General features: G+C 39.5%; 17 protein-coding genes, 1 other RNA gene and 1 pseudogene. 12 read left to right on the plus strand and 7 right to left on the minus strand.

The window, feature by feature from the left end; all coding sequences use genetic code 11:
- Positions 1-61: 61 nt before the first annotated feature.
- Positions 62-1,543 (minus strand): carboxypeptidase M32, encoded by a 1,482-nt coding sequence (locus tag AB1A03_RS13670; RefSeq protein WP_354625177.1) that lies wholly within the window; start codon positions 1,541-1,543, stop codon positions 62-64.
- Between the two features lie 236 nt (positions 1,544-1,779).
- Here AB1A03_RS13670 and AB1A03_RS13675 point away from each other — a divergent pair, with 236 nt between their 5' ends.
- Complete coding sequence (locus AB1A03_RS13675; protein WP_354625178.1) at positions 1,780-2,418, plus strand: DNA-3-methyladenine glycosylase I; 639 nt, start codon at positions 1,780-1,782, stop codon at positions 2,416-2,418.
- Here AB1A03_RS13675 and AB1A03_RS13680 read toward each other — a convergent pair.
- A complete protein-coding gene (locus AB1A03_RS13680) occupies positions 2,408-3,217 on the minus strand; it encodes a DUF2914 domain-containing protein (RefSeq protein WP_354625179.1) in 810 nt (269 codons plus the stop codon). The genes AB1A03_RS13675 and AB1A03_RS13680 overlap by 11 nt on opposite strands.
- 314 nt (positions 3,218-3,531) lie before the next feature.
- Between AB1A03_RS13680 and hisS the strand changes: the two genes are divergently transcribed.
- The 5 genes from hisS (at position 3,532) to AB1A03_RS13705 (ending at position 8,593) form a co-directional block, all read left to right on the plus strand.
- Entirely contained in the window at positions 3,532-4,821 is a 1,290-nt protein-coding gene (gene hisS, locus AB1A03_RS13685) for a histidine--tRNA ligase (protein ID WP_354625180.1), read from the plus strand.
- Between the two features lie 10 nt (positions 4,822-4,831).
- Positions 4,832-5,500, plus strand: coding sequence for a YfgM family protein (locus AB1A03_RS13690; RefSeq protein WP_354625181.1), 669 nt, complete (start codon positions 4,832-4,834; stop codon positions 5,498-5,500).
- Positions 5,501-5,522: 22 nt separating this feature from the next.
- Positions 5,523-6,719, plus strand: coding sequence for an outer membrane protein assembly factor BamB (bamB, locus tag AB1A03_RS13695; RefSeq protein ID WP_354625182.1), 1,197 nt, complete (start codon positions 5,523-5,525; stop codon positions 6,717-6,719).
- 180 nt (positions 6,720-6,899) lie between these two features.
- Entirely contained in the window at positions 6,900-8,366 is a 1,467-nt protein-coding gene (gene der / locus AB1A03_RS13700; protein ID WP_354625183.1) for a ribosome biogenesis GTPase Der, read from the plus strand.
- Entirely contained in the window at positions 8,366-8,593 is a 228-nt protein-coding gene (locus tag AB1A03_RS13705) for a zinc ribbon domain-containing protein (RefSeq protein WP_354625184.1), read from the plus strand. The genes der and AB1A03_RS13705 overlap by 1 nt, the downstream gene beginning before the upstream one ends.
- 71 nt (positions 8,594-8,664) lie before the next feature.
- Here AB1A03_RS13705 and AB1A03_RS13710 read toward each other — a convergent pair whose 3' ends face one another.
- The 4 genes and pseudogenes from AB1A03_RS13710 to AB1A03_RS13725 form a co-directional block, all read right to left on the minus strand.
- Positions 8,665-9,243, minus strand: a complete 579-nt coding sequence (locus AB1A03_RS13710) for a BON domain-containing protein (RefSeq protein ID WP_354625185.1) — start codon at positions 9,241-9,243, stop codon at positions 8,665-8,667.
- A gap of 7 nt (positions 9,244-9,250) precedes the next feature.
- Positions 9,251-9,835 (minus strand): D-sedoheptulose-7-phosphate isomerase, encoded by a 585-nt coding sequence (locus AB1A03_RS13715; RefSeq protein WP_354625315.1) that lies wholly within the window; start codon positions 9,833-9,835, stop codon positions 9,251-9,253.
- 18 nt (positions 9,836-9,853) lie between these two features.
- Positions 9,854-10,221 (minus strand): annotated as a pseudogene (locus AB1A03_RS13720) (YraN family protein).
- Complete coding sequence (locus AB1A03_RS13725) at positions 10,190-12,118, minus strand: penicillin-binding protein activator (RefSeq protein WP_354625186.1); 1,929 nt, start codon at positions 12,116-12,118, stop codon at positions 10,190-10,192. Before AB1A03_RS13725 ends, AB1A03_RS13720 begins: the two are co-directional and overlap by 32 nt.
- Before the next feature lie 146 nt (positions 12,119-12,264).
- Between AB1A03_RS13725 and rsmI the strand changes: the two genes are divergently transcribed.
- Together rsmI and rnpB are read left to right on the plus strand one after the other, a co-directional pair.
- The gene (gene rsmI, locus AB1A03_RS13730) at positions 12,265-13,125 is read left to right on the plus strand and encodes a 16S rRNA (cytidine(1402)-2'-O)-methyltransferase (RefSeq protein ID WP_354625187.1); all 861 of its coding nucleotides are present in this window, start codon (positions 12,265-12,267) and stop codon (positions 13,123-13,125) included.
- A 57-nt stretch (positions 13,126-13,182) separates the two neighbouring features.
- Positions 13,183-13,540: RNase P RNA component class A (gene rnpB, locus AB1A03_RS13735), an RNA gene on the plus strand.
- 148 nt (positions 13,541-13,688) lie between these two features.
- Here rnpB and AB1A03_RS13740 read toward each other — a convergent pair.
- Positions 13,689-13,964, minus strand: coding sequence for a hypothetical protein (locus tag AB1A03_RS13740; RefSeq protein ID WP_354625188.1), 276 nt, complete (start codon positions 13,962-13,964; stop codon positions 13,689-13,691).
- Between the two features lie 259 nt (positions 13,965-14,223).
- On the opposite strand from AB1A03_RS13740, the gene glgA reads away from it, so the two are divergent.
- The 4 genes from glgA to AB1A03_RS13760 all read left to right on the plus strand — a co-directional run bounded on the left by glgA (position 14,224) and on the right by AB1A03_RS13760 (position 19,575).
- A complete protein-coding gene (glgA, locus tag AB1A03_RS13745) occupies positions 14,224-15,702 on the plus strand; it encodes a glycogen synthase GlgA (protein ID WP_354625189.1) in 1,479 nt (492 codons plus the stop codon).
- 233 nt (positions 15,703-15,935) lie between these two features.
- The gene (gene speA / locus AB1A03_RS13750) at positions 15,936-17,849 is read left to right on the plus strand and encodes a biosynthetic arginine decarboxylase (protein WP_354625190.1); all 1,914 of its coding nucleotides are present in this window, start codon (positions 15,936-15,938) and stop codon (positions 17,847-17,849) included.
- Positions 17,850-17,859: 10 nt separating this feature from the next.
- Positions 17,860-18,780: an agmatinase gene (speB, locus tag AB1A03_RS13755; protein WP_354625191.1), complete on the plus strand. Its 921-nt coding sequence runs from the start codon at positions 17,860-17,862 to the stop codon at positions 18,778-18,780.
- 240 nt (positions 18,781-19,020) lie between these two features.
- Positions 19,021-19,575 (plus strand): GNAT family acetyltransferase, encoded by a 555-nt coding sequence (locus AB1A03_RS13760; RefSeq protein ID WP_354625192.1) that lies wholly within the window; start codon positions 19,021-19,023, stop codon positions 19,573-19,575.
- Positions 19,576-19,578: the final 3 nt, after the last annotated feature.

Consider the following 19,578-nt stretch of genomic DNA (forward strand, 5'->3'; position numbering starts at 1 on the left):
TGTGGAGGAATAGCGATTAAGCGAATGACTAAATAGTCAGTCGCTTATTTTTCATGCTCCTTTATAGATACCTATCTTGCAAATGTTGTTTAAAGTACACTGGATTTAGTGATTCTCCAGTTGCTTGTATCACTAATTGATTGGTTGCGAGCGTACTGCCTTTGCTCCAGATGTTGCTTGATAACCAAGTAAATATTGGTGATAGATCGCCTGAGCGAATGGCCGCATCGACATCAACCGTCTTTTTCATCGCCGCCATAAATTGTGCTGCATACATGGCGCCTAATGTGTAGCTTGGAAAGTAGCCAAAACTACCATCGGTCCAATGAATATCTTGCATACAGCCATTTTTATAATTTCCCGCCGTGGATATGCCGAGATATTGTTGCATCTTCGTATCCCAGTATTCAGGAATATCATGATAACTTATTTTTCCATTGATTAAGTCACGCTCGATTTCATAGCGTAAAATGACATGGGCAGGATAGGTTAATTCATCGGCATCAACGCGAATTAAATCGGGTTTCACACGGGTATATATATTTTGTAAATTACTGGCAGTAAATATTGCTTGATTATTATTAGGAAAATGTTTGCCTGTCAGTGGGGCGAGTTGTTCGATAAAGGCTTGTGAGCGACCTAGTTGCATTTCAAAAAATAGGCTTTGTGATTCATGTATGCCCATTGACCGCGCTTCACCTACCGGTAGGCCTGCTAGCGATTTAGGTAATCCTTGTTCATAACGTGCATGCCCCGTTTCATGAATGATACCCATTAAAGATTGTACAAAGTCAGCTTCATCGTAACGTGTGGTAATACGCACATCTTGACTAACTCCGCCACAAAATGGGTGAGAGCTAATATCTAATCGACCATGATTAAAATCAAAATCTAATAGTTTCATGACATCTAGCCCAAGTGCCCTTTGCTGTGCAGTGGAATAGTGCTCGGTTGGAATTGCAATTTTTTCACCCGCTTGTTTTTCTTGTACTTGCTGCGTTAGTGTTGGTAACCAGGTTTTTAAATTGGCAAATATCGAATCTATTTCACTTGATGATGTGCCTGGTTCGTAGAGGTTGAGTAGTGCGTCATAGGGCGTTTGATTGTTCGCATGTGCGCGAATTTGAGCTTCTTGTTGTGCTAAATTAACCACTTCTGCAAAGTTTTTTGTGAAGCCTTGCCAATCATTTTCCTGTCGTTGTATTCGCCATGCATGTTCACATTTTGAACCAGCAAGGGATTGTGCTTGTACAAGATCATCGGGTAGCAGTGCTGATTTTTGCCACTGCATTTTCATTTCTAATAAACTCGCCGTTTCAATCGGATCAAGTTGTTCTGACTCTGCTTTATCAAAGAGTTCCCCAAGATGGGCTGCAGTTGCCAATTGGTGAACATGTAAAGATAATTCAGCTAAGGCACTGGATCGCGCATTATTGCCTCCGTTAGGCATCATCACGGCTTGATCCCAGCTAGTAATGGCATATAAATGGTTAAAGTTAGCTATTTTTTTATAGTGTTCAGTTAGTTTTTTATAATGCTGCATTTGCCTATTCCATCTGCAATCTGTAAATTGAGTAGTCTGTATATTAATACCAATCGGAATAAATAGCAGATCTATTTTACTGGTTAAAATAACTTACTTTTTTGTTGTAAGTTTCGCAAAGGGACAACCATTTGCGTCAACTTACGCCTCAAATTAAGCCATTTTTTCTGCGCAAAATTTAGATCACATACTTAATCCGATTGTATAACAGTCACATTATTTATTAGGTATTCATTTTGAGCAATAGCTATCTCTATACCGCCGAAGATGGTTTGACACGCTGCTGGTGGGGCAGTGAACAACTTGATTATCGTCACTATCACGATAACGAGTGGGGACATCCCGTTGCAGATGATTTTAGATTGTTTGAAAAAATGTCCTTAGAGGGGTTTCAGTCTGGTCTTTCATGGCTCACTATTCTGCGTAAACGTGAAAATTTTCGAATTGCATTTTCCCAATTTGATTTTAATAAAGTGGCTAATTTTACAGAAAAAGATGTGAGCCGTTTATTGCTTGATCAAGGCATTGTTCGCCACCGCGGTAAGATAACCGCCACTATCAATAATGCCCGTTGTGCACAACAGATAGTCGCAGAGTTTGGCTCGCTTGCAGCTTATATATGGCAATGGGAGCCCTCTAAGGTTGAGATGCATCTTGGTAAAGAGGCACATCAACATCCCATTGCAAGTATCACCGCAACATCTATCGCACTGAGTAAGGCACTGAAAAAGCGCGGTTGGAAATTTTTCGGACCAACAACCGCCTATGCCTTTATGCAGGCGATGGGATTGGTTAATGACCACCATAAAGAGTGTGTCTGTTTTGAAAAAGTGGCACAATTACGCGCCACTTTTAAACGTCCTATTAGTAAGTAAATTGTTGAATAGCAAGTGTTTCACCCTTGCTGTTGCGAAGAGCAACTTGCCATAATCCGTGCATATGGGCTTGTATGAATTTTGTTGAATAACTACGCCAACGGTCACCGAGAACGGCCACTTTTACCTTTGCTACGGGTTTACCATTGAAGCTCCAATGATAATAGATTGTTTGATCCTGCAAATCGTGTATATCTGCGTAGGCATAGATAGTGGCAAGCTCATTTTTAAATTTAACGTCATTAATACTGCCTATAGGTTCTCTGTTGTTAATTCCCTTAGCGAGCGTGAAACGATTTATCTGCGTCGCAAAAATCTCTGTTTTAAGTTTGCTAAAAAGCTTATCGGTAGGCTTAGTTGTCCTGTTATTTCCTGAGGGAGTGATCTTCTTGGTGATAGGGTTTATCACGGCTGCAGATGTTTCTGTGACTGTAACGGGCTGTTGTCTCTGCATTGCTGGCAAAATGGCCCGCTTGGCGGTGAAAGTTGTGGCAGGTTGCGCACTATTTTTATCTTGGGCGTGATGATTTGGGCGTTCCGATGTCTTAACTGAATTGATTAAGGAGCTATCTCGAGTAACAGCCTCTTGTGAGTTGAGGGAGTAAATACCCTTGATAATTAAAGAGCTTGTTGCAATGACAGCAAAGCTGACCACTGCAATTCTACGCCAATTGTAGTGGTAATCGATGGTTTGTTTTGCGACGCTCTTTTTTGAGCTATTAAAATTAATTCGGATTTTAAGGTTGTTTGATTCCTGCATACGATAACGCTCATGTCCATATGTTATAGCAATCCACATAAATATCTGCTTTATCTCATTTGTCTAAACAAGTGATGACCACAATATATGCGGATTGCTGTTAATAATTGCTGCTAATATTATAAATTGAGGCTATTTTGACAGATGTTTAAGGGTAATAGAAATAGATAGCGGTTATTTATTCGCTGATTGCTGAGTGAATATTGTACAAATCCTGCAAAGTACTCATTTAGCAATCATTTATGAGGTGAAAATTTCTCTGATTTATCCCTATCCTGCGGTTTCATCTATGTTCAAAAGTCCCTATAATAAGCGACAATTTAATCATCACTTTACTCTATTTGGAATGCACTGTGACAAAAAAGATCCAAGCTATTCGAGGCATGAACGATACCCTTCCAGAGCAAACTCCTGTTTGGCAAAAATTAGAATCGTTATTAAGACAGGTTGTTAGTAGTTACGGATATTCTGAAATTCGTATGCCAATTGTTGAAAATACTAACCTTTTCAAACGTTCAATTGGTGAAGTTACAGATATCGTTGAAAAAGAGATGTATACCTTTGCTGATCGCAATGGTGACAGTTTAACACTTCGACCGGAAGGTACAGCTTCCTGCGTACGTGCCGGTAATGAACATGGCTTGTTATATAATCAAGAGCGTCGCTTATGGTATACGGGGCCGATGTTCCGTCATGAACGTCCACAAAAAGGGCGTTATCGTCAATTCCACCAATTTGGAGTGGAAACTTTTGGTATAGCGAGTGCGGATATTGATGCAGAGGTGATTTTATTATCTGCACGTCTGTGGAAGGCCCTCGGTATTGACCAGCATGTCGAATTACAAATTAATTCATTAGGCTCTAATGAAGCACGTGCAGAATATAAAGAAGCATTGGTTGCCTTTTTATCTCAACATCAAGAACAACTCGATGAAGATAGTAAACGTCGAATGCATAGTAATCCACTACGCGTTTTAGATAGTAAAAATCCTGACGTGCAAGCTTTGTTAGTTGGTGCACCAAAACTTTCACAATATCTAGATGCAGAATCAGCATCGCATTTTGCTCAATTACAAGAATATTTGCGTGCCGTTGGCATTGATTTTGTGATTAATGAGCGACTTGTGCGTGGACTTGATTATTATAATCGTACTGTGTTTGAATGGGTAACTAATACATTAGGATCACAGGGCACAGTTTGTGCCGGTGGTCGTTATGATGGATTGGTCGAGCAACTCGGTGGTAAAGCAACTCCAGCAGTTGGCTTTGCAATGGGATTAGAGCGCATCATATTAATGTTGGAAACACTACAGTTAAATGCAGATGTTAAAGGCGATGTTAATATCTATAGTGTGTTAGTGGGTGAAGGCGCGGATATGGCGGGCTTTAAAATGGCGGAGTTAATTCGCAATGAATTTCCACAACTTAAAATGATGCATCACTGTGGTGCGGGTAATTTTAAAAAGCAGATGAAGCGTGCCGATAAGAGTGGTGCTCGTATTGCTTTAATTATCGGTGAGAGTGAGCTTGAGAGTGGCTGTGTCACAATTAAAGAGTTACAAAGCAATGTAGAGCAACAAACAGTTGCAATGAATGAGCTAGTTAAGGTATTACCTACCATTTTCAATGAATTAAAATTATAAGGAAAGTAACGTGGTTGACATTATTGAAGGTTACGAAACAGAAGAGCAACAAGTAGATGCCATTAAAAAATGGTGGAAAGAGAATGGTAACAGCTTAATTATTGGCGCTGTAGTAGGTTTAGCTGGACTTTGGGGATGGCGTTATTATAACGACTCTGTTATTGCAACTCAGGAACAACAATCCCAAGCTTATAGCACAATGTTATTACAATTTGAGGCGCAGAATGGCGCAAAAGATTTAACTCAAATTAGTGCTTTCGTTAATGATAATATTTCTAATAACTATGGAATATTAGCAGCGTTATTATTGTCTAAAGAAGCGATTCAACAACAAAATTTTGCATTAGCGAAAGAGCAATTGTTACAAGTGCAAAAAGAAAATAAATTTGCACCGCTTAATGACGTTGTTAACTTGCGTTTAGCACGTGTCCAAGTAGAGCTTGGTGAGCATGAAGCTGCGTTACAAACATTAACTTTAATTAAGTCAAATAGCTTTTTAGCTAAAGCCTCGCAAGAAAAAGGCAATATTTACTTACATAAAGGAGATTTGCAGCAAGCTCGTGGGGCATTCCAAGAAGCGATTATGGCCAGTGAAGGGCGTGTAGATCCTATATTACAGCTACAATTCGATGACTTAGCAACGACAACTGACGATGTTGCCGCTCCTGTGCTTGAATAAGCCCAATAGATTGAGATGATTAATGAAAAAATGCTCTAAATATCTAGCTGTTATTGCCAGTGTTACTTTTTTCTTAAGCGGTTGTTCAATATTTTCTAGTGAAGAAGATGTTGTGCAAATGGCTGAAGTACCTGTATTTAAAAGTACCTATAAACCGCGTGTTGCTTGGAAAAGAAGTGTCGGCAGTGGTGTCGATAAATATTATTCCCAATTGCAACCTGGTATAGGTGAAAATGCCATTTACGTTGCTTCTCGAGATGGTTATGTTAAAGCATTTTCCATAAAAAACGGTAAACAACTCTGGTCGACAAATTTTAGCGATGATCCTCACAATGAGTTAAATCGTTCTGCCCGTTTCTCTGGTGGTGTTACCGTTGGTTCCGATGCTATTTATATTGGCACAGAAAATGCGCAGGTATTAGCCTTCAATAAACAAGATGGCAAATTACTGTGGTTGGTCGACGTGGGTGGTGAAGTCGTTGCTAAACCCGCTTATGCAGCGGGAAAAGTCATCGTTCATACTACGCGCGGAAATTTGTATGCTTTAGATAGTGATACCGGAGAAAAGCTTTGGACGTTGAATAATAAGCAGCCCACCCTAAGCTTACGTGGCAGCTCAACGCCGACGATCGCGCAGGGTGGCGTAGTCTATGGGCGTGCCGATGGCTTTGTTTCAGTTGCGTTATTAGAAGATGGACGTCCCTTATGGCAACTACCTGTCGCACGACCAAGTGGTGCAACTGAGCTCGACCGAATCGTTGATGTTGATATGCAACCGATTATTCGTAATGGGATAGTTTATGCGCTTGCCTATAATGGTAACTTAGTTGCTATTGATCTGCTCAAAGGTGAGCAAATTTGGGCGCGTAAATATGCGGGGTATACCGATATTGCGTTATCCGGTACGACGATTTATTTAACCGATTCTCGTGGCCATATTTTTGCTGTTGACTATAATTCTGGAGCAGAGCAGTGGATGAATGGACAATTATCTTATCGTGATGTGACCGGTGTGACGGTTGCCAATGAGTATATTGTTGTTGGTGATGGTGAGGGGTACCTCTATTGGATTGATCGTGATGATGGTTCCTTTGTTGCGATGCAGAAACTTGATTCAGATGGCTTGTATATGCAACCAATTGCAACGGATAAATACCTTTATATACAGACGCGTAGTGGGGACCTGATCGCCATTGAAAAGCCGATATTAAATGAATAATTTGTAAATTATTATTTATAAAAATAGCGGTTAGTCATTTAGTTAGTTAATTTCCACAAACTAAAATGGTTTAAATTGCAGCGATACAATTAATTACGAATAATTAATTATTTATTTATTGTATACTATTAGCCCCTCGCTTTTGCCTAGGGGCTTTTTTTGTTTTATAGGATTGAAAATATGTTACCAGTGATCGCCTTAGTTGGTCGCCCAAACGTGGGTAAATCAACGTTATTTAACCGCTTAACTCGGACGCGTGATGCGTTAGTTGCGGATTTTCCCGGTTTAACGCGTGATCGTAAATACGGCCAGGCAAAAATCGATGAAAAAGAGTTTATTGTTATTGATACAGGCGGTATTACTGGCGATGAAGAAGGTATCGATGCCTTAATGGCGGAGCAATCGTTACAGGCGGTTGAGGAAGCGGATGCCGTATTATTTCTTGTTGATGCGCGCGCAGGGTTAACGGTAGCAGATGAAGCGATCGCTGAATATTTACGTAAACAAGATAAGAATGTCTTTGTAGTGGCCAATAAAACCGATGGCGTTGATGCTGACTCTGTTTGTGGTGAATTTTATGCGTTGGCGTTAGGTGAAGTTTATCAAATTGCAGCAGCACATGGTAAAGGTGTGCTACAGATGATAGAGATTGCTTTAGACGGATTTTTTGATGTCGTTTCTGATGTAGATGAAGAAGACGATTTTTTTGATGAAGCAGAATATGTTGAAGAAGATGAAGAATCGCTATTAAAAGAGCAAGAACGTCTAAAAAATCTGCCGATCAAACTGGCTATAATTGGCCGCCCTAACGTAGGAAAATCGACACTGACTAACCGTATTCTGGGTGAAGAACGTGTGCTTGTTTATGATATGCCGGGGACAACACGAGACAGTATTTATATTCCGATGAGCCGAGAAGGCCGAGAATACGTACTGATAGATACGGCTGGTGTGCGTAAACGTAAAAAAGTAAATGAAACCGTTGAAAAATTTTCGGTTATTAAAACCCTAAAGGCGATTGAAGATTGTAATGTTGTACTGCTCATCATTGATGCCCGAGATGGCATTTCAGATCAGGATTTATCATTATTAGGCTTCACTCTAAATTCAGGACGTTCTCTGGTTATTGCCGTTAACAAGTGGGATGGCATGAGTGAATATGATAAAGAGCGGGTTAAAAGTGAATTAGATCGTCGTCTTGGTTTCATCGATTTTGCTAAAATTCACTTCATTTCAGCATTACACGGTACGGGTGTTGGTCATTTATATGAATCTGTTGATGAAGCCTATGATTCTTCAACTAAACGAATTTCAACTTCAATGTTAACGCGAATTATGACCATGGCAACGGATGACCATAATCCACCAATGGTGCAGGGGCGTCGTGTTAAGTTACGCTATGCACATGCGGGTGGTTATAATCCTCCACTGATTGTTATTCATGGTAATCAAGTAAATAAACTACCTGACTCCTATAAGCGTTATCTGATGAACTACTTCCGTCGTTCTTTGGCAATTATGGGGACACCGATCCGAATTGAATTCAGAGAAGGTACAAATCCATTTGAAGGTCGCCGTAATAAATTAACACCTAATCAAATGCATAAACGCAAACGTATGATGAAGTTTCATAAAAAAGGAAAATAATGATGCAATTAAACTGTTCTAAATGTGGCCATGAACTTGTACGTAGTGGCGAATTAAAACGCCATTGTGAGGCTTGTAATAGTGATTATTCATTACGAGTTACCTGTAATGAGTGTGGTGAGCAGCTGGAGCGTTTAAAAGCCTGTGGGGCGGTTAATTTTTGGTGTGATAAGTGTAATGAGTTAAAGAGCAAATCTTCGGCCGTTTATACACTACAGGAAGGTTAACGGAGCTACTGGACTACGACTACAGCTGAACGTTCTATTGTTCAGCTGTAGTCGTGCAATATTATTCGTTATTATTTATCGGTAAATTGAAATATACGATTCACTTTTTTTACGCCTTCCACTTTTCGCGTAATATTGGTGGCATTATCTGCCATTTCTGCGCTTATTTGACCGATTAAATAAACTTCTCCATTTTCAGTGATGACTTTTATTTTTAATGGGTCAATCTCTTCATCTGCTGCCAACATCGTTTTTACTTTGGTTGTAATCCAAGTATCTTTACTTTGCTGAGAAAAACCCAGAGGGGAGCCTATTTGTAATTGGTTATAGAGCCCTTTTATGTTAGTTAAGGTATTGATTTGTTTGTCAATGGCATCTTTGTTTTCTTGCGTATTTACTTGCCCTATCAGTAATAGATGTCCATCGTTTGCAATGTAATTAATACGGATTAGATCGGGGTGTATTTTTAATTGTTGCACTTTTTCAGCTGCATTCATGGCTAATTCTTTATCATCTATTTGCTGATTAACGCTGCGCGAATCACTTTCGACCGCTATTGCTGTTCCCGTGGCGACGAATAAGCCCGCCACGCAACCTTGCAATTGAGAAAATATAAATAATAAAGGTAATGTGTAAAATAATTTTTTCATAAATACTCTAATTTTGAAGGAAAAGTTGATGGTCGATTAAATCACTTAAGCAATTGATAACTAATAGATGAATCTCTTCAATGCGTGAACCTTTGTCACTTGGTGCGCGAATTTCAATATCATCGGATCCGAGAAGACCGGCTAATTCTCCACCATCAACACCATTTAAAGATATTATCTGAATAGATTTACTCAGTGCGGTTTCAACTGCCTTGATCATGTTACGGCTGTTACCACCATGACTAATAGTTAACAATATATCACCGGCTTGAGCAAGTGCCGATATTTGTTTTGCAAAAATCTGATCGAAGTGGCTATCGCTGGCAATGGCGGAAACTAACGCAGCATCTGCTGTAATTGCAATCGCGGGTAAAGAGGGGCGTTCCGTTTCATATTTATTGATCAGATGAGAAGCAAAAATTTGTGCTAATGCTGCAGCACCACCATTGCCACACACCAGAATTTTATTTCCCTTAATCAAAGTAGCAGCAAGTACCTTTGCTGCTTTTTCAATGGATTCAGGCAAAGCTTCTGCTGCAACTATTTTGGTTTGAATACTCTCAGCAAAATGAGCTTGAATTCTTTCATTTATCATAATATATATTTCATCTTATTCTATAAAAGCGTTTTGGATCCACTCTAGCGTATTCGAATGTTGTTCGATGGCAATCGCATCAAAACGGCAGTAAGGCTCGTATTCGAGTTGTGCTAGATAGTGTTTGGCTGTTTTTATTAATTTTTTCTGTTTAGCTGTTGTAATCGATGCGAGTGCTCCCCAAAATCACTATTTTTGCGATACCTAACTTCAATAAATACTAAGGTATCTTGATCCTGCATAATTAAATCGACCTCACCCATACGGCAATAATAATTTTGACACACTAAGGTCAGCCCTTGACTAAGTAAATAGTTAAGGGCTTGTTTCTCAGACTTTACGCCCTGAGAATTACTCTTCTGTAATAGCCGTGTCAATTTCAATACTGTTACCTTGTTGGTATTTAGCCCAACTCAATTTAGCTTGAACAATATTGCTGTTATCAAGAGTTAGTTCACCGACCAATCCTTGATAGTTGTAATTGGCAATATTTTGTAACGGTATTAATTGGTTAATTAGCTGGTAGCTATCAAAACCTAAAGCAAATAAACGTAAGGTAGAATAGGGCTGTTTTGGCCATACCTGTTCAACCTCGTTAAACACCGTATTATTAACATCAATGAGATAGTTAATATCTGAAAAAGTGATTTTTTCTAACTCTTTGTTTTGTTTGCCATCATGGTCAACCACATGGCTACGTGAGTTTGCATAAAGTGGAATGGCTTTAGCAAAAGGACTAATAGAAACATCAATAAAGGGCTTGATCAAATTTAATTCATCACGATTACTGACAATATAAATGGCATCAATATCGCGGCGACTACGCACCTCTGTCTCTAAAGGCAGGCCAGTTAGGTTTTTAATCTGCGTGATACGTGTTTTACTTTGGTCTATCTGTAATACACCACTTATAAATTCAGCTAATTGTGCTTTATTGTTAAAAAGGTGGACTTCTGCCTGCTCTGCTTGTTCAGTCTGTTGTTCACTTAGAGTTAACCACTGTGTTGTAAATGCATCAGCAATCCGTTTTCCATAGGCTGAATTTGGAGCGATGATTAACGGTTTTTTATGCTGTTGTTGAGCAATAAGTTGCGCCGCTTGTTTGGCTTCCTGTTCCGGTGAAATGGGGAATGCGTAATGCCAAGCCACCCGGTTTTCTTCCATTTGTTCATTATCAATACTGTTAAATGATAAAACGGGAAGTTCAGCCATTAAAGGTAATAACGAATCAACTTCTCTTTTGAGTAGCGGGCCAATGACAAAATCGATATTTTGCTCGGTCATCGCCGTAATGATCTGTTCTGGTGATTGTATATTCGTATCAAAAAAGTGCAATGTTGGAGATTGAGTGGTTATGTTTTCACTCTCTTTATTGTGCTGTTGTTTATAAAACGCATGTAATAACCCATATTGAATGGCTTTTCCTTGCTGTTCAAAGCGCCCGGAAAGGGGGATTAAAATAGCAATATTTTTCGGTTCATAGGCACTCAATTCTTGGATGTCAGTTAGCTTTTGTGGCATTAAGGATAATGCAGGGTGTGTTGGATAACGTTGTTGCCAATTTTCTAAAGCATGTAATAGCTGGTTAGCGCGAGATTGATAACGCTGATAAAGTATCGCTAGTTCATACCAACCTTGTTTAATTTCTTGAAAACTTAATATGTTACCTGCTGGAAGCTGATTTTCATCATATTGATTTAATACAGATTCCGGTAATAATAGTAACTGCTCGAGAAGCATATCAGTGTATTGTTGCTTTTCTTGTTCATTGCTTGATACGGGAATTAACAGTAGTAATGTATCCGATGCGCCTGAAGCATCACCACTTTCTTTGTATATTTTTGTCTGTAGCTTTAGATAATAGAGATAGCCAAGGGCAGATAGTTTGTCGCTCGTTAGCTTGTTCAGTGCAGTTTGAGCCTCACCAAGACGATTTTGTCGGTATAATTTATCGGCCAGTAACAGCGACAGCTCAGACTGTTGTGTGTCACTCAGCGGTTGGCTTTGTAAGTATTCAATAATAGAGTTTGCTAAGGTAAATTTACCCTCTGATATTAATGCTTGCAGTGTAATAAATTGCCATGATGTATTTTTATCACTTCCTAACTGTTCATCTTTTTTAAGATAATAAGCTGAATCGTAGTCCAATTTTGAGAACAGTGCTGGCGGAATATCTTCTGGTGCAGGTGGAGTACTTGTACAGGCAGACAAAATTGTGACCGTTAATATCATTATTAAACTATAAAAAAATCGTTTCGGTGAGGTTAAAACGTGCAACATGTTATCCCTTATGTATTAACAAACTTTAATAAATGTCGATAGCCAAAAAAACTGCAAATATTTCCAACTACTTTGCCTATAGTGTAATATTGCCAGCACAGTTAAACAATCCTATTCACTTATCTATTCATTTATTAGGCGACAATATGTCCGAAAATCACCCGATTTCCTCTCTACTTCCCGCAAAACTCTATATTGTTGCCACTCCGATCGGAAATATTAGCGATATTACGCTACGTGCTATCGAAACCCTACAGCAAGTTGATGTGATTGCCGCGGAAGATACGCGTCACAGTGGCAAGCTATTAAGTCATTATCAAATAAAAAAACCGCTTTTTCCACTTCATGACCACAATGAACGTCAGCGTGGTAACGTATTGATTGAAAAAATAAAAGCGGGGCAATCAGTGGCACTTATTTCCGATGCGGGTACGCCGTTAATTAGTGATCCGGGTTATCACCTAGTTAATGAATGTCGCGATGCGGGGGTGGATGTAGTCCCTATTCCTGGACCATCTGCGGTGATCACCGCTTTAAGTGCCGCTGGTTTAGCAACGGATCGTTTCTCTTTTGAAGGTTTTTTACCCGCGAAGGAGAAGGGCAAACAAGATAAATTAAAGATGCTCATTGAAGAGAGCCGTACCATGGTGTTCTATGAGTCTCCTCGTCGAATTCAAGATACATTAGCACAGATTGTTGCAATCTTTGGTGCGGATAGAAAGGTGGTCATTGCCCGTGAATTAACGAAAACCTTTGAATCTTTTTATGCAATGCCTGCGGGTGAAATGGTTGACTGGTTAAATCAAGATAGTAATCATTGTCGTGGTGAATTTGTTTTGATGGTAGCCGGCGCGCAAAAAAACGAAGAGAGTATCTCTCAAGTCGCATTAAATACTTTGGCGTTATTAAAAGAGCATCTTCCGCTTAAAAAAGCAGCAGCGATAACCGCTCAAATTCACGATGAAAAAAAGAATGAGTTATATAAATGGGGTTTAGAAAATTTATAGGTAAGGATGATCGTTAATACTTGTATTAATCATCATGCTTCCCGTATAATCCGCCGCGGAATTGACTAAATCGTCGCTGCCGTTATCTTTACCGATAACGGGGGAGGAAAGTCCGGGCTTCAACAGGGCGGGGTGCCAGGTAACGCCTGGGTAGCGCGAGCTAACGACAAGTGCAGCAGAGAGAAGACCGCCTATAAATTTATTTGTAGGTAAGGGTGAAAGGGTGCGGTAAGAGCGCACCGGCCAACTAGTAATAGTTTGGTGCAAGGTAAACTCCACCCGAAGCAAGACCAAATAGGCTTCCTGAGGTATGGCCCATACTGGAAGCGGGTAGGTTGCTTGAGCCTGTGAGTGATTGCAGGCCTAGACGAATGACGATTCACGACAGAACCCGGCTTATCGGTCAATTCTATTATCTTCTACTCCCTTTGTTTTACAAAGGGGTGTAGAGATTCTTACTGCAGTTAACTAATCATCTACATTGTTTATTCAAATTAAAGTTGATAATTATTTATCACCTTCTATCGATCAGCCTGTTTTTAAAATAGAGCATCGCGTAAAGGTTAAATTCTATTATTACGAACTAACGCACGGCGGACGTTTTTACACATTTTGCCGAATTTTGCCAGTTCATTAAATGTAGGGGGAATATTACGATTAATTTGATGCTGCCAGTAGGTGAGTTCAGAATCCACTAACTCCATCAGTTTTTTGCTACAACCAACGCAACTGTTGTCAGGCCCACAGACAAAAGTATCCTCTTGATATAAGGGAAACTCATGTTTCACTGCATCAATTATCTGTTGCATGGCAGTTATTCTGTCTGGTTTTTTATTCACAAAAAATCGCTTTAGATGGGATTGCTATTAAATATTGCCGTTATTTTATACCATAATGCGCCTCAAAAAAGGAAAGAGTTTGCTCACTAAGCGAGATAAAATTTTGGCTCTTCCTGCTTTTATAGTAATCTTGAGGTTTATTCTCGTCAGCAATCAAAAAATATAATAATCAACAATAATGTTTACCATGAAAGTTGAACATCTACTAGATAATTGTTTTTTGTGGCAGAGTGGCTTATTGGTTAAATTTGAGGGGTAAATGATGAATATAGTTTGGGCAACAAGTGAGGCAGCACCGTATGCTAAAACGGGTGGATTAGCCGATGTCTCTTTTTCCTTGCCACATGCATTGGCTGAAGATGGCCATCATGTATCCGTTTTTATGCCCTATTACCCACAAGTTATGGCAGAACAATGTGCCGATACCGTGTGTGTGCATGAGCTTTTAGGCGTTCCTTTTGGTGATGAAAATGAGTTGTGGGGGAGTATCCGTCAGCATAAGCTTAGTGACAATTTATCCTTCTTTTTTATTGAATTCGATCGCTATTTTGACCGCCCTAAATTATATGATTGGGATGGACATGAATACTCTGATAATGCAGAACGTTTTATCTTTTTAAGCCGAGCTATTATGCAGGCGGTACTCGCATTAGATCTTAAAGTCGACGTTCTACATTGTAATGATTGGCATACGGCCTTGTGTAGTGTTTATCTAAAAAGCGGGTTATATGAATCCTATGATAATTTTAGTGAAACAAAGTCTGTTATGACTATTCATAATATTGGTTATCAAGGGGTATTTAATAAAGCGAATCTTTATTGGACTGGATTGGGTTGGGATTACTTTAATGTTAATTGCTTTGAGTTTTACGACCAGCTTAACCTATTAAAAGCAGGTGTACTAACAGCCGATATTGTAACAACCGTTAGTCCAACCTATGCTAAAGAAATTTTATCGGTTGATTATGGCTTTGGATTACAACGCTCTTTACAACATCGCGCCGTACAAGGAAAGTTGCGTGGAATTATTAATGGTATTGATGAGTTAGAGTGGAATCCTGAAACGGATAAATTAATTCCAGCTAATTTTTCACATAAAGATCTGCGTGGTAAAGCAATTTGTAAAGCGGAATTGCAAAAGGAATTTGGCTTGCCAATACGCCCTAATGTGCCTTTATATGGGATTGTATCAAGACTGGCTACACAAAAAGGGTTAGATGTCTTTATCGATTGTGTTGAGGAGATGCTCATAAATGATGATGTGCAATTTGTCATTATTGGCTCAGGAGATATAGCCCAAGAAGCAGCATTGCTTAACTATGCAAAAGCTTACCCGAATAAATTCGGCTGTTACATTGGTTATAACAACAAACGAGCTCATATGGTTGAAGCTGGCTCTGATTTCTTTGTAATGCCTTCAAGATATGAGCCCTGTGGACTTAATCAGATGTACAGCATGAAATACGGTACGCTACCAATTGTGAGATCAACAGGGGGATTGGAAGATACGGTGCGCAATTACTCACCGAAAAGAATCAATAAGTCCACTGGCTTTAAGTTTTATGACCTTCACACGGATTCACTCAGAACAACTATGAGATGGGCGGCTTCAATCTATCACAATGAGAAAACTGCATTTGCGAAAATGATCCAAAATGGCATGACCATCGATTTTTCATGGCATCATACCGCCGTTGAATATGAAGAGTTATATCGACACGCCAACAGTCGTTTCTGATTAATCGCCCCGTTATCCATTGCTTCTTTAATTCGCTGTGATTGGTAACGGGATATGCTCCTTGCAATTTTTTACTACCCCGTAACAAAATCATTCTCTTTATATTTATCGAACAATAATATTATTTAGCAAATATAATTTTCTTTACTGGACTTTATACCTATATTTGATTCTAATTCCTAGACGTCACTATGCTGGTGATATGGGTAAAGATTACAATTTAAGGACTATTAATGAATAATAAAACTTCCCTTGACGATGTTCGTGCTTGCTACAATGTGCGTCATTGGAGCCAAGGTTACTTTGGTATTAACGATGCTGGTAATGTTTATGTTGCCCCACGAAATAATCAACCAGAGATGTGTGTTGACCTTAGTACCGTCGTCGAAAAAATTCAGGATAAAGGTTTATCTTTACCTGTATTGGTGCGTTTCCCTCAAATTATTCATCAGCGTGTTAATGGCATCTGTGAAGCTTTTAATAATGCCATTCAAAAATATGATTATGCTGAAAAGTATTTACTGGTCTATCCAATCAAGGTTAATCAGCAACGCGAAGTTGTTAATGAAATTATTGCCAGTCAGTTCGACCAAGAAGAGAAGCAGCTCGGTTTAGAGGCGGGCAGTAAGGCTGAGTTATTGGCTGTATTGGCGTTAGCGGAAAAAGCTTCATCGGTGATTGTTTGTAATGGCTATAAAGACCGAGAGTATATTCGCCTTGCATTAATTGGTGAGAAACTTGGCCATAAGGTACATATTGTCTTAGAAAAAATGTCGGAGCTTAAATTAATTTTAAGTGAAGCTAAGGCGCTTAATGTTGAGCCTCGCTTAGGTATTCGCGTTCGTTTAGCTTCTCAAGGTAAGGGAAAATGGCAAGCAAGTGGCGGTGAAAAATCTAAATTTGGTTTATCTGCTTCACAGGTATTGTCTGTTGTTGATACGTTAAGCGCAGAAAATAAACTTGATACTCTACAATTAGTGCATTTTCACCTCGGTTCTCAGATAGCAAACATTCGAGATGTTCGCTTTGGGGTGAGTGAAGCCGCACGATTCTATTGTGAATTACGTAAACTCGGTGCGCAAGTTGCTTATATGGATGTCGGTGGTGGTTTGGCTGTTGATTATGACGGTACTCGCAGCCAATCATCTAATTCCATGAATTACAGTTTAGCTGAATATGCTAATAACATTGTTGGTACGATTGCTGATATCTGTTATACCTATCAGCAACCCGTCCCAGCCATTATCTCTGAATCAGGTCGCTCATTAACAGCGCATCATGCGGTATTAATTTCCAATGTAATTGGTGCTGAGTCTTATCAACCAGAAACATTGCTTCCTCCGAGCGACGATGAATCAGTGTTATTGCAAAATATGTGGGGATCATGGGAGCAATTAGATAAACGTAATGATGACCGTGCATTAATAGAAATTTACCACGATACACAAAATGACGTCGCCGAAGTGCACAGTCAATTTGCAACGGGTCTACTTAACTTGAGGCAACGTGCATGGGCAGAGCAGGTACATCTGCGAGTTTGTCATGAACTTAATAAATTAATGGATGAAAAAAATCGTTTCCATCGCCCTATTATTGATGATTTAAACGAAAAATTGGCTGATAAACTGTTTGTTAATTTCTCCTTATTTCAGTCATTGCCTGACGCATGGGGGATTGAGCAAATATTCCCAGTATTGCCTTTAAATGGATTAGATGATGCGGTACAAAACCGTGCCGTTTTACTTGATATTACCTGCGATTCTGATGGGGCTATTGACCATTATGTAGATGGGCAGGGTATTGAAAGCACGTTATTAATGCCTCGTTGGACAGAGGAGAAACCTTATCTAATGGGATTTTTCCTAGTGGGCGCGTATCAAGAAATTCTTGGCAATATGCATAACCTATTTGGTGATACTCACAGTGCGGTGGTGATGGTCAATGATGATGGTGAAATAGACGTGACCGAAATCGCCCACGGCAATATTGTCGAAGATATGCTCAATTATGTCAGCTTAGATTCTGAAGAATTTAAAGAAACCTATTCTCAATTAGTGAATAGTAAATTACCACCTGAAGAGCGTGAAGAGGTCTTTGATGAACTCATTTTAGGCCTGAAAGGTTATACCTATTTAGAAGATTATTAAGGAACAATAGATGAGTCAATTATTTCAGCAAGTGGATAATTCAATTTACTCCAATGCCATGACTTTTTTACGCTTGCCATTGGCGATGGATCCCGTCGCTGCGAATGCACAGCTAGCGGTATTAGGTTTACCCTTTGATTTAGCAACCACTGGGCGTTCTGGTGCGCGTATGGGGCCAACAGCGATTCGTCATGCCTCGATTAATTTGGCATGGGAAGGTTATCGTTATCCTTGGAAATTTAATTTGCTTGAGCAAATCAGTGCCATTGATGCGGGAGATTTAGTATACGATTGTGGTGATGCCGCACAATTTACAGATAAAGTAGAGAAGGCCGCCAATGAGATCCTCTCTTCCGATAAAGCGCTGTTAGCGCTCGGAGGGGACCATTTTGTTACTCTGCCTTTATTACGTGCGCACCATAAGAAATTCGGAAAAATGGCGCTGATTCATTTCGATGCACATACAGATACCTATGACAGTGGCAGCCGCTATGACCATGGCACCATGTTCTACCATGCGCCAAATGAAGGATTGATCGATCCCGACCATAGCGTGCAAATCGGTATTCGTACGTCATATAATCCGAATAATCACGCTTTTACCGTGATTGATGCGATGCAGGCTAATGACCTTAGTGTTGAGCAAATTTGCGATATTATTCGTACTAAAATTGGATCGCTCCCTGTTTATTTAACTTTTGATATCGACTGTTTAGATCCCGCCTATGCACCAGGTACTGGGACTCCCGTGTGTGGAGGATTAAGCACAGATAAAATATTAAAAGTGTTACGTGCTTTGCAGGGGATTAATATAGTGGGGATGGATGTCGTTGAAGTCTCGCCTGCCTATGATAGCAGTGAAATAACCGCATTAGCTGGTGCAACGATTGCCGTTGAACTGATGCATCTTTGGGCTGTTAATAATAAATAAGTGTATTCCCTTGCCATAGCAGATGTGACAACCATTTTGCTATGGTGAGGATATTAATACCAATTCCGGTAAGTATGTGATCTAGATTTTGCGCAGGAAAAACAGCTTAATTCAAGGCGTAATTTGACGTAAATGGTTATTCCCTTTGCGAAAATTACAACGCAGCAGTAAGTTGTTTTAACCAGTAAAATAGATCAGCTATTTATCGGAATTGGTATAAACAAGGAAGGAGATGCAGACGTGAACATAACGCTAAAAGTGGCCACTATTGACCATGTTGACGAGGTGCTTGCACTTCATTACAAATATCAAATAGATTCAATCTCTGAACATGACAAAGCAGATGGTTTTATTACAACCGCTTTTACTAAAGCACATTTAGTTGCGTTAATTGAAAAAGAGCAGGGGCTTTGTATAGCTATTGAGAATGAGCAAATCGTTGCCTATGCTATGTCCGCTTCTTGGGGATTTTGGCAACAATGGCCGATGTTTCAATATATGGTCGAAAATTTACATGATGTACCTTTCGAAGGGCAGAATTTAACAGTTGATAACTCCTATCAATATGGACCCATTTGTGTTGATAAACGTGTTCGTGGTCTGGGCGTTTTTGAAAAAATATTCACTTTTAGTCTGCAACATATGGCTAGTCGCTATCCAGTGATGGTTACCTTTATTAATAAAATAAATCCAAGATCTTATCACGCTCATACAGGTAAAACCGCATTACAGGTAATTGAAGAGTTTCAATTTAACAATAATCACTATTATAAATTAGCGTGTAAAACAGCTTAGCAA

Origin of the sequence: Psychromonas sp. MME2 (assembly GCF_040566515.1) — a bacterium.
GTDB lineage: Bacteria > Pseudomonadota > Gammaproteobacteria > Enterobacterales > Psychromonadaceae > Psychromonas.